An 11,812-nucleotide genomic window follows, 5' to 3' on the forward strand; every position below is an offset into this window, starting at 1 on the left:
AAAAACTCCTGTTTAGTTAAATGGGTTATCAATCAGCGGCACAATCTGTAGTAGACCGCAGCCAAAGGCGCGGCCTCGGCCAATGCCGTTGGTAAAGTTGTGGCAAAATTGCTCACGGTTGGTTACAGCAAGCTGGCCTTGGATATGGGCTTGGGCTAACGTCACCGGACGCTGGGCTTTGTCTTTAAACTGCAACACTTCTAGCCGGTCTATTTGCAGGTGCTCAGCAGAAGCGGTAAAACCCCAGCTGGCAGCAGCCCGCTCTAAAAACCACTGGGCTACCGCGTCGCGACTCTTCACTGGCATCAACTTACGGCTAGCGTTATCGCGTCGGGTGGGATTGATAATCACCTTGAAGCGATAGCGCCCGTGGGTAAGAAAATTATCTGGAATGGGACGGCTATTCACCTCACCATAGGCTTGGCCGTCCTCATTTACAGCCTGCTCGGCAGGCACACGATTAGCCAGTAGCAAAATCTTACGTCCCTGAAAATCACCCCCTTGGTCAGCGTATAAAATGCCGCTGGCTTGGCTACCCTGTTTCTCAGCGCTGCTACGCCTATCTTCGTATAAGCTATACACCACCCGATGCAGGGAATAAGGATCGGTGATGCGCAACGCCTTGATAGCAGCACGATCAAGCTGTAACACGCTAGCGGTCAGATTCATGGGGCCCCCTCAGCTGGAGCATCAGCCTCAGTTTGGCGACCATAGAACTCTTGCGCCCATTGCGCTTTGATTTGTTGCCCATGAGGGGCAAAATACTGCAACTGCCGCAATAAACGAACGTAATCTAAGGGTTGGGTCACGCGGCTTTCAATTAGGGTTAGCACTGGGCGCAAAATACGGCACAATTCAGGTAGGCCATCGCAGGCCAGTACGCGACGCAATTTGGCCTTGGCCTGATCGCTTTGGTTGTCATCGGTGTAACAAGCAGCGATGGCTTGGCCCAGCCTGAAATTGCCGTTACGCTCAGCCCTAGCTTTCGCTAGGGCAGCCGCTACAGTGATAAAGGGTAGACGCTGATACTCCTGCTCTAGATCAACCCCAAACCCAGCCAAAAACTCCCAGCTCTGATATTCAGTGGCCGGATTATCAGCTCTGCGTAAGCGCGCGGCCAACCCTTTATCCTGCTGGATACGGGTCAGCAGGTAGCTCACGAAATTTTCTTCCCGACTGGCCGGGCGATCGGATGCTACAGTTTCCACGGATCAATCCTCCTGCTTTACTTTAAATATTGACTTAAATTGGGACGGCGCTTAGCCCAAGCGTCCAACTGCCGAGCGGTTTCGTTGGGGCAAAAGCGGTTATAGGCTTGGCGCACGTAACTGGCAAAACGCAAGCGCAGTTTGTGACGCTGGTGTTGGTTTTTCTCATCCTGATTACAGCTATCGAGCAAGGTTTGAAAATCACGCTCGCACAGTTGCCAAAACAGTTGAGTGGCTTGGGCGGCAAGCTTACTGCCATCGACCAACTGTTCTTTAAAGTAAGCCATGACGCAGCCATATAGCGTTTTAGCGCTGATATCAAGCGCGCTCATTTCGGCTTGAAGCTGAGCAAACCAAGACTCACCTAACATGCTGCTATGTAGCCAAACTTGAGATTCAACGAAATCATCACCCTGCTTAACAGATTGATCGCCAGAATTAGAAGAAACTTTTATCCCGCCGCACCAAATAGAAAAAATTTTATGATTACTCTCAACAATACGATTAATACCAACTTTCAGAGCTATACACTCAAAACCAGTAGAGGAAGAAAATACGTTAACAGCTAGTATTGCTTCCAACTCTCTCCACGGTCTTTTCTCAGGATCGGCGTACTTAGTTTTTATTTCTTTTCCTGACTTATTAATCAACAGGCTTGGCTCAGTCCAGCCCTCTTTAACTTTTGGGTATTGAATACCATCCAGATAAAAAACACCCTCATCTTTCAGCAACACAAAACGCGATAAAGCCACTAACCCAGCTTGATAGCTGGTTTTATATGCTTCTGCGATAGTGTCTTTTTCTGTTTCAGGCATCCTTTCCCAAAGGGGTATACCCACACCACTAGGCCAAGGATTTAATTTTTGAAAATTCTCCCCTGTCATTAAATTAAACCAAAGACTTTCAAGTATTGAGTCAACCAGGGGGAAACAATGCAGCTGGCCATTCCAACTGCCAAGACTAGGCCCAGCATAGGCGGTGTAACCACTCTTCAAAACATCTCCAGCAAGGGAGGTCAAATCGAACTCAATACGTTTTCCGCCAAAAGAAAAATTCATTAATGTAACCAAGAAAATAGCCTTCTCTGCATCAGATAAGGTTCTATGAAAAAGCGTTTGTGATAGCTGGGTATTATTTTCGCTTGGTAAATCTGGATAAAAGCCCGCACCAAATCTCTTGGCACTTCCAGACTGTATGGCTTCTGTTTTTTTACTTAGTGTTTTAGCCGTAGCTAGCTTTTTTTCCGTCCTATCAGCAATCAGTTTTTCTATGGCCGACATCTGCAAAAACGGTTTTTCCCCGTACAGATAAAATCGGTCATACCACTTATCCAGATAGGCTAGGCAGTGTTGAGCCAAGCCCGCTGCCTCCAGTGCCTTCCATTCTTGTTCATCCTTGGGGGTACAAGCAGCTTGAGCAATAGCTAATAGTAATTTCATTAAGGCAATTTTTTGTACCGGATTACCGCCCAAGGCTCGGTATTCAGAATTGCTGAATATCTGCCGTAAACTCACCCGCCCCCTATCGGCTACGGGCAGCCAAGGCTCATCAATCAGGTTAAATTGATTTTCCATAGTGTCTCCAGATCAGTCCTTATCTTTTGTTAAAACTTGGTAGCCCAAGTCATTGCGGTATTCCAAATAGTAGCGTTCATGCACAGGGGCACCATATAAACCTTGAAGCCGATCCGAATCCACTAACGCTACGCGTAAGAGACTCTCGTCCTCTGCCCAATTGGGATCACCCAAATAGAAACAATGGCCAAATCCAAGTTTCTGTAGCTGATCCCGTGCGGGGGGGGGCAAAGGTGCCTCAGCGGCGCGTACCGGCACGACCTGCTGCATGAGTGTTGCTGTCAGGGTTTTCCATGCAGATTTATTTAAGCGATGGTACTGCGTAGGTAATTCAAGGGTTTGGCCATCTAGCAAGGTCAAACGGGTAACGTGGTGGTCTTTGTCGTAATACAAATCCCGTAGCAGTAGCACTTCATAGCTATCGCTTTCGCTATAACGGGTTTGGGCTTTGGCTTCTGGTAACGTTTTGCCATCTTCGGCCAAGCCGATACGCGCCAATTGCCGTAGAGCTTGTCGACCCATACGCTGATGGCCATACCCTTTGCTGCCATGTTCCAGCTCATACAGCCAACGAGCCATAGCGCCCTCTTCACATCTATTGGCGTAAGTGGCTTCAATCAGACCCCGAATATCGCTGGGTAAGGCAAGCTGTTGAACGGGCTGCCATACCTCCAAGCTACGGCATAGCACATAAGGGGCATAAACATGCGCACTGGCACCAAAAGCATGAACGGGATTTTCAATAGCACCATGTAAATCCGGGGCTAATAGCCAAGCTTCACAACGTGCTCCCGCTGGACGGGGAGTATCGGTGTGGCGCCACAATCGACCTAGTCGCTGCAATAACATATCTGTAGGGGCAAAACGACTCACCATAAAATCGGCATCGATATCCAGCGACTGCTCTAGTACTTGAGTGCCGATTAGAATCCGTCCTTGCTTAACCCGGTGCTCCCAACCGGGTTTACCGAATAAATCCACCCAATGATTTTCAATTTTTTGCCGATCGGCAGCAGTAAAGCGTGAATGGAGCAGGCCGCAAGCTAGTCCCAATTCCTGAGCACGAGCCGCTAAATCAAGGTAGCGTTGCTGAGCCTCTTTGACGGTATTTTCAATCCATAGTACTTGCTGGCCTTGGCTAGCACGATCTAGCGCCTCTTGTATTGCCTTAGCTTCGTCCTGTAGCAATATAATTTCTATGTGCGTATCAGGCGGAGGCGCAACGGCCAGTTCCCGCACTGCTTCCGCTGCGCGGACGGCGGTAATCAGAGGATAGGCTTGGCTATGCAGTGGCATTTGTAGCAATTCACTGCGCCGCTCCTGATTGAGGGTGGCGCTTAGAATAATGACCGTACAATGCAGGTTACGCAAAAGCTCTACCAGCGCATTTAGCAAGGTGCCCGTATAGGCATCATAGGTATGCACTTCATCGAGAATCACCACCTTGCCCGCCAAACCAAAAGCGCGCACAAAACCATGTTTAACATTCATGGCGGCCATTAAGGCTTGATCAATAGTGCCCACGGCAAAGGGTGCCAATAGCCCACGTTTAGCTTGACTAAACCACGCGCCGCCGGGTTTCCCTTCTTCACCCATCTCCATTTCCTGTAACCATGCCTTGCTATGGAGCAACAAAGCGCGACGGTGCGGGCAATCGGGGGCAAGGATGCGCTCTAGAAAGCAATTGAAACGTTGATACATCTTGTTAGAAGTGAGCTGGGTAGGCAGGGCGAAATATATTCCCATCGCCTGCTCGGATTGCAGTATCTGGTAGGCAGCATAGAGGGCTGCTTCGGTCTTCCCCAGCCCCATAGGCGCTTCCAACACATACACCCCTGAGCCGCTTCTTACAACGTCGATCAATTGTTGCTGGGCTGGGCGCGGGGGCGGGGTAAAATCAAACACCTGCTCAAAGCTCAGGTTTTTCTGATAAGTGGGTAGTACAAAACCGGCCTCATCTACAGCACGCTTGATATTCTCCTGCCAAGGCTGTTTTGGATCTTCAAAATGCTGCCCCGAACCCACCCAGTCGGCCACACTGGTAAGACCGGCCACTAAACGCGCCTGAGCAGTTGAGTTTATTCGGGGCCAATCCATCCCAAGGTGCTGTTTTAGGTCTTCTACTAAAGCCTTACGCTCTAGCTGCCAAGGTAGGCCGCCAAACACCTCTGCATCCGCCCGTTTACCACTCAATTGAGGAGAAAATCCATGATGCTGCCCCAAAATTTCAGGCACCCATTGGGGGGCATTCAGCGCTTTAGCCGCTGCTTGACTCACGCCAGCGTGTCCACCCCATTGCTTTTCAAGATCAGGATTAATCGATAAAGCTGAAAAATGCTCAATACCAATAGTGCAGGCACGGCGAAGTTTTTCAAAAAAAGTAGGACTAACCTTGCCGATATCGTGACAGGCGGCGGCAAAGGGGGCATCGTCTGGAAATAGCTGATGGCGCAACTGATCCGGATAGCGCTCAAGCAACACACGGGCTACCTTGCCTACGATTTGACAGTGCTCGGGCACGCTACGGCCAAGCTGGATATTCCCCGCTGCATCCTTAAATGTTTTTGCAGGGCAGTTGATGAATGGAATGACGGGAATATTGTTTTTATTCCCTGAGCTTGGTGGCTTTCGCATTTCAAAATCCTGTGCTTAGAATCTGTTAACGCTCTTCTGGGTAATCACCCTAAGAAGACCCCATGGATGCGCAATAAGCAGGTTTTACGCTTGCGCTCGCAAGTTTTTTCACATATTTTCTCTAGCCGCACAAAGCTGCGATCAACAACAAGGATGCAGGTACGGCCTCAGCAGATAGATCTTTGGTGTAGTCGCAGTTATACGGTTGAGCGGGTTCGTTTATGAACTTGTTCTAATATCGACTGAATCGATTAGAACTTTAGTACGAATCTTATGGAAGTAAACAAGTCTAGGCTTGTTCACCACAAGAATCCTCGTCGTTTAGGGGAGAGGAAGATATCAATGCAGTATTATCAGCTCTGGCCCAGCGAAGATCATCGCTACACCATACTAATTTATTACCTCTACTAAATTTATGGGTTTCAGCAATATATATATCTGGTCGGCCCACATAATAACCTTGAGCATAATCCACGCCGTATTCCCGTAGTAAAGCTAGAATTTCAGCACTTTCTACAAACTCGGCTACGGATTTTTTACCCAGCCCTTTAGCAATATCACTTAAAGCTTTAATGAGTACCCGATCTTGAGGATTTTCAACTAATTGACGCACAAAGGTGCCGTCTATTTTGATATAGTCAACGGGGAGATGCTTGAGATAGAAGAAAGAAGAAAACCCCATACCAAAATCGTCCATGGCAAAATAACAGCCATAGGCTTTGATTTTACGGATAAAATTCTCTGCAGCTACTAAATTGGCAACCGCTGCTGTCTCAGTAATTTCAAAAATTAATAAAGAAGGATCAATATTAGTAGTGTTTAATAGACCCTCCAAGATCGGCAGTAAATTAGGATCATCGACAACTCGCCCTGACAGATTAATAGAGAAGGTTAACTTATGCTCCTGAGGAAGCTGGGATATCTTTGTAATCGCCTTACGTAACACTAAATGATCTATGGCATGAATTAAGCCTGATTTTTCAGCGACTGGAATAAATTTATCTGGAGAAATAATAATTTTTCCCTCACTATCGCGCATGCGCAGCAGTACTTCATAATGGTGAATAGTGTTTGTTTTGATCTCCAATATGGGCTGGAAGTAAAGTAAAAACCGATCCTCTCGAAGTGCCTGCTCAATTTGCTCTTTCCAGTACACTTGCTTTCGCATTTGATCACGGGCTTTCTCATCAATTGAGAATAAATGCCACCCGCCTCTACCCGCATCTTTAGCCTGGTACATAGCTAGATCAGCATTGGCCATTAATTCAGGCGCCGTTGCGCCATGAAGGGGAAAGAGGGTAATGCCAATACTGGCCGAAATAGAGTGACTATGCCCTAAAATTGGAAACTCTAACTCACCTAACTGAGTACATACTCTTTTTGCGGTTTGAATAGCTCCCTGAGTGTCACATTCAGCAATAACAACAGCAAACTCATCTCCTCCCAGACGAGCGACGATATCATTGGCTCGGATCACTTGGCGTAGCTTATCAGCCACTGCTTTTAGTAATAAATCCCCACTCTGATGGCCATAAGTGTCATTGATGTATTTAAATTGATCTAGATCAAAATAAAGTAAGCTGCCATTGCGCTGATGGTGCTGAGAATCTATTAAGATTTGCTCAAATTCATGTTGAAAGCGACGACGATTAAACAACTCAGTGAGGGGATCATGATCGGCTAACCAAGTGAGCTTTTGCTCAGCTTGCTTCCTTTCAGTCACATCATGACCTACGCTAAGAAGCACACCATCATAGGGGGATCGGGCGGTTAATCGAGAGTGAAGCCAAGAAATAATACGCTGCTCGCCATTGCGGCTGCGAAGTACCATATCCACGCGTAGATGATCTCGGTAGCCTACTCGCAGTTCTTCCAGCTCTTGAATGATCCTAGGTAAATTTTTATTCCCTGCCAAAAGATTATTAAATGGCCGACCCATAATTTCATCAATATTATAGCCGGTGATCATCAGACCTTGCCGATTTAGCATTGTCACTTGCCCAGCCGCATTTTGGGTTAGAATAATCACTGGCGCTGTATTCAACAACCCAGTGACAAAATCTCGTTCCCGTATTAAATCATTACTCCGTTCGGCTAAACGGAGGGTTCGCTCCTGTATCTCGGTCTGTAAAATCTCCAGCTGATAAGAAAGGGTGAAAGTTGCATTATCAAGCACGCTAATCTCATCTTGCCACCAAGGCTGTCGAGCTGGGCTTTCAAGATTCTCTCGGGTAGCCTCAAAATTATGATCGGCTAAATAAGGAAGACTTACCGCAACGCGTCGCAGGCGGACTATAGCAATTTCTAATAAAATGAGCAGTAAAGCCTCAGAGATCACTAAACCAATAAAACCCCCTAGAAAGATTTTCTGAGCTTCCACTTGAATAGCGGCCAGCTTATCAGTTAAATCACTAATGATGGCCAATCGCAGTAAACCTTCGTCGCTCCCAGTTTTTATCGCCATTAATTGAATTTCATATTCCCTACCCCTATAGCTCTGCCATACCGACTGAGTGTCTATTGTTGCTAGGGCATGATGTCTAGCCACCGCCTGTAATAAACGTAAATTACGATTTACATGGGTAAACACCTCTACCCGCACTCCCCATTCAGGCAATAACGGGTAGGATTTAGCCTCATTTTCAGGAGATATCTCATCATCAGCGATAATACTAATATCGCTACCGGAGATCTTATGGAAGGTGGTAGCTATATCTGCAAGGGAGCAGCTAAGTAACAAAACACCCCCATCATCCTCGTCTAATAATGGAACAGCTATATATTGAATACAGGTATTCTTGCAATCTAATCCGGTAACAGGTTGTTCTGTTTCATTAGCTGCATATACCCATTCTGATACTTGAGAAGTATCCATTTGAGGTTCCCAAGTACCCAATAATTCATTATTTGTAGAATATAAGCCTACTATCTTAAGTCCCCACGATGTCTGTAGCAGATTCTTATGCTGGATAGAGATCGCCTGAATACGGCCAAGTAAAGAATTATCTTCACTACCCTTCTCATATATTAGAGGCATAATATCGGCGAGCTTCTCCATATGGGAATATGAATGCTCCATAATCCCTTGTATCTGCCGCTGATAATCCAAATAAGCTTGCTCACGCTGCACTGTAAACTGATGTAACAAGCTTACGTAGGCCATCCCGCCTAAAGAAACAATGATAGCAATTAGAATTAAGCTAAAGACTAAGGCCGCTTTCCATTTAAGGCTTAAAAAACGTAGGAGGGGAGCTTGTTCAGTATCTTGCATTGATATCTTCTACAAAATCAGAGTTAACGGTTTACGCTTCACGACCGGCTAACCTGTATCGGTTAACCTGAATTCTCGCTTGCTACGTTTTTCTTGCTTCATCCTAGCCCGTATTCTCATTTAGCTTATACTAAACAAGCTTCCGGTTTGTCTGCCAGTCCACAAGCTTTAATTCCCGTGCGCCTCACGGTATCCTGTCTGCCCGACCTGTCTTGCCGACAGGCAGACAGGCAGGTTAGTGCTTTCTGTAGGATAACTTTAGCTGCTGCACTATCTCTATCATGATGAGCATGACATTCCTTGCATTCCCATTCTCGGACATTTACCAGCAGTTTCTCACCTATTGAGCCACAATCAGGGCAAATGCCAATAGAGCGTTCAAACCGGCCTATGGTCATTAATTGTCTACCATACCATTGGGCTTTATAGGTCAGTTGACAGCGTAGCTCAGACCAATCGCAGTCCCCAACCGCTCTCGCTAGCTTTCCGTTGGCCATGATGCCACGCACGTTTAAGTCCTCAATTGCTGTTACTTGGTTTTCGCGTACGATTGAAGTACTTAAGTCGTGCAGAAAATTCCCTCGCTTGCTGGCTATTCTTTGGTGGATACGGGCTACGCCTATTCTGTTTTTGGCTCTGTTACTTGAGCCTTTTACTTTTCTTGATAAGTCCCGTTGTGCAGATTTAAGCTTACGTAGATACTTGAAATAAAACTTCCTTGGTTTAACTCTATTACCGTTGCTATCGGCTATGAAGGGGGTTAACCCAAAATCTAACCCTATCGCTTTATCGGTTTCAGGGGGATTAATGACATCTATGTAATCACATTGAAGTGAGATAAACCATTGTCCTGAAGAATTACAAGATACCGTAGCACTATTTGGGGTTACGGGTATCTCTTGAAAGCTCCAGACTACTTTAACCTTGCCTAGTTTCGGTAAATCATTTGGTTTAAAGATTTTAGCACCTCTACGTTTATCTAACGTATAACAGCAAGACTTTACTTGATGACGCTTTTTAAACCTTGGGTATTTGCTTTTCTAGGGTTAGCATACGTGAAAGCGAAACGGCGTTTAACGCCTCTTTTCGTTCCTTATAAGCCTCGCTATGGGTTTTAATGCCCAGTTCCAGACGTAACGACAGGCATTAAACTCTTTAGTGAGCTGTTTTCTTTGGCGATCAGTGGAATAAAATCTAAGTTTATATGCTTTCATAGTTAAACTTCACATTAACTGTGGTAACGTAAAAAAATACAACCCGTCAAAACGTTTTATGTTGCCCTCGCGCGCTGTGCTCCGCCCCACTACGCAGAATCGCTGGGGGGATCATACATCCATATACTCCTTCAAGGTCTGCTGTAATGTGGTAAAGCGTTTGTTTTTTCGATATACCATATACCAATGACTCATGATCGGGAAAGAGGCGATATTTAAGACCGCTAGCCGCTGTAAAGTAAGCTCTTGCGCTAAAGTGTGCTGAGAAATAATACCCAGCCCCAGCCCCGCCTGTACTGCCTGTTTAATTTCCTCAGGGTGATTCATTTCCATGCTCGGAGTAATAGCAACTCCCAAGCGTTCAAAAAACAATTTTATGATCATCCAGTCACTAGAATCCTGATTGGGTAAGATAAAAACTTCTTGCTGCAATTCCACCAGAGATACCTGCCGCCCTATCAAAGCATGATCTGGAGGTGCAATCACTACAAGAGGATTCTCCATAAATGATTCGGCTACTATCTCCAAGTTATCTGGAGATCCATTCATAATAGCCATATCGATAGTATTTTCTTCTAAATATCTTAGTAGTCTTTCTTGAGGGGCTACTTCAAGATTAATGCTGGCTTGAGGAAATTGTTGGTGAAAACGACCTAATATATTAAAGACAAAATAGCTAGCGGTAGGGTCTATAGCAATAGTCAATGTACCGCGCTTGCTTTCCTTAAGCTCTTCTAAAACATTCTTCGTCTCGCTCAGTGCTTGGAGAATTTTTTGGCTATAATCATAAAATTCTCGGCCTGCTTCAGTAAGAAAAGTTTTTTTTCCAACCAGCTCAAATAGCGCAAGACCTATACTATCTTCTAGTTGTTTAATTTGCATGGAAACAGCAGGCTGGCTTAGATGAAGCTCCTCTGCTGCCCGAGTGTAGCTAAGGTGACGGGCTACGGTCTTAAACACATACAGCTGACGAAAAGTAAAATTCATAATTCAACCCTAAAGAATATATCCATAATTGAGTGCACGCTGATAGCCTCATAAGCGCATTTCCCATCAATTATCGACACTTTCAACCCTATCTAAAGGGTAATCGGTTGATTTTTAGATTGTTTATCCCTAATCCCTAAGAGTCGCAAAGCCATAACGCAGTAGCGCAATTTTCATCACTCACTTAGTCACGATTCCCACACTTATTACAGATATATAGACAATTCATCTGCCATGCAGATTCGTAATCAAATTTCAAATTGTTTAAAATCCTAAGAATCAATAGTAATTGGAGTTACATCTACCATGAGTAATCAGACTATATCGGTAACCGACAACACTTTTGGAGAACAAGTACTTAACTCTGATCTACCGGTACTGGTAGATTATTGGGCTGAATGGTGCGGGCCTTGTAAAGCCATCGCCCCCATTTTGGAGGAAATCGCAAAAGAATATGCGGGTAGGGTTAAAGTTTGTAAATTAAATATTGATGACAATCCGGCAACTCCGCCGCGCTATGGTATTCGTGGAATCCCAACGCTGATGTTATTTAAAAATGGGAATGTCACCACTACCAAAGTAGGCGCATTATCAAAATCAGATCTAGCCGCGCTTCTTGATAAAAATTTATAGCTAAATCTCTGCTAACTATCTCAATCTCTCTCGGAGTTAACAGCTTACGCGTCGTAATTACAAGGACTCTTGCTAGCAACGTTTCGCTCCCCGTGTTTTTCTCATTCATTCCAACCCCTAGACCGCACAAGTGACTTGTGCGGTTTCAGGCTAGTCTAGCCAGCCCACAAGCTTTCCTGCCTAGCCGTCAGGCAGGAATTCCCGTACTCCTCACAGTATCCTGTCTGCCCGACCTGTCTTGCCGACAGGCAGACAGGCAGGTTAACGCTTCCTGTCAGATTATTTTCACTG

9 protein-coding genes and 1 pseudogene are annotated in these 11,812 nt (G+C 45.6%); 2 read left to right on the forward strand and 8 right to left on the reverse strand.

The features are described from left to right. Positions 1–12: 12 nt before the first annotated feature. From cas6e to TAO_RS08845, 4 genes are read right to left on the reverse strand one after another with little or no spacing between them, the layout of a single operon-like run. A complete protein-coding gene (cas6e, locus tag TAO_RS08830; RefSeq protein ID WP_096527559.1) occupies positions 13–669 on the reverse strand; it encodes a type I-E CRISPR-associated protein Cas6/Cse3/CasE in 657 nt (218 codons plus the stop codon). After that, positions 666–1,208, reverse strand: a complete 543-nt coding sequence (gene casB, locus TAO_RS08835; RefSeq protein WP_096527560.1) for a type I-E CRISPR-associated protein Cse2/CasB — start codon at positions 1,206–1,208, stop codon at positions 666–668. The genes cas6e and casB overlap by 4 nt, the downstream gene beginning before the upstream one ends. A 17-nt stretch (positions 1,209–1,225) precedes the next feature. Then, positions 1,226–2,782 carry a type I-E CRISPR-associated protein Cse1/CasA gene (gene casA, locus TAO_RS08840; protein WP_096527561.1) on the reverse strand — a complete coding sequence of 519 codons (1,557 nt, stop codon included), beginning with the start codon at positions 2,780–2,782 and terminating at the stop codon, positions 1,226–1,228. Positions 2,783–2,794: 12 nt separating this feature from the next. Then, the gene (locus TAO_RS08845) at positions 2,795–5,416 is read right to left on the reverse strand and encodes a CRISPR-associated helicase/endonuclease Cas3 (protein WP_096527562.1); all 2,622 of its coding nucleotides are present in this window, start codon (positions 5,414–5,416) and stop codon (positions 2,795–2,797) included. A 66-nt stretch (positions 5,417–5,482) separates the two neighbouring features. Between TAO_RS08845 and TAO_RS09685 the strand changes: the two genes are divergently transcribed. Beyond that, on the forward strand, positions 5,483–5,641 hold the full coding sequence (locus tag TAO_RS09685; protein ID WP_172419090.1) for a hypothetical protein: 159 nt from the start codon (positions 5,483–5,485) through the stop codon (positions 5,639–5,641). Between the two features lie 64 nt (positions 5,642–5,705). On the opposite strand, the gene TAO_RS08850 is transcribed toward TAO_RS09685, so the two are convergent. The 4 genes and pseudogenes from TAO_RS08850 to TAO_RS08860 all read right to left on the reverse strand — a co-directional run bounded on the left by TAO_RS08850 (position 5,706) and on the right by TAO_RS08860 (position 10,888). Next, positions 5,706–8,687 (reverse strand): bifunctional diguanylate cyclase/phosphodiesterase, encoded by a 2,982-nt coding sequence (locus TAO_RS08850; RefSeq protein WP_096527563.1) that lies wholly within the window; start codon positions 8,685–8,687, stop codon positions 5,706–5,708. 125 nt (positions 8,688–8,812) lie between these two features. Beyond that, positions 8,813–9,661: pseudogene (locus TAO_RS08855) on the reverse strand (RNA-guided endonuclease TnpB family protein); the annotation flags it as partial. 99 nt (positions 9,662–9,760) lie between these two features. Beyond that, on the reverse strand, positions 9,761–9,901 hold the full coding sequence (locus TAO_RS10170; RefSeq protein ID WP_231910643.1) for a helix-turn-helix domain-containing protein: 141 nt from the start codon (positions 9,899–9,901) through the stop codon (positions 9,761–9,763). Positions 9,902–10,012: 111 nt separating this feature from the next. Further along, positions 10,013–10,888, reverse strand: a complete 876-nt coding sequence (locus TAO_RS08860; protein WP_096527564.1) for a LysR substrate-binding domain-containing protein — start codon at positions 10,886–10,888, stop codon at positions 10,013–10,015. 306 nt (positions 10,889–11,194) lie between these two features. Between TAO_RS08860 and trxA the strand changes: the two genes are divergently transcribed. Further along, a complete protein-coding gene (gene trxA / locus TAO_RS08865) occupies positions 11,195–11,521 on the forward strand; it encodes a thioredoxin TrxA (RefSeq protein ID WP_096527565.1) in 327 nt (108 codons plus the stop codon). Positions 11,522–11,812: the final 291 nt, after the last annotated feature.

This window comes from Candidatus Nitrosoglobus terrae (assembly GCF_002356115.1).
GTDB lineage: Bacteria > Pseudomonadota > Gammaproteobacteria > Nitrosococcales > Nitrosococcaceae > Nitrosoglobus > Nitrosoglobus terrae.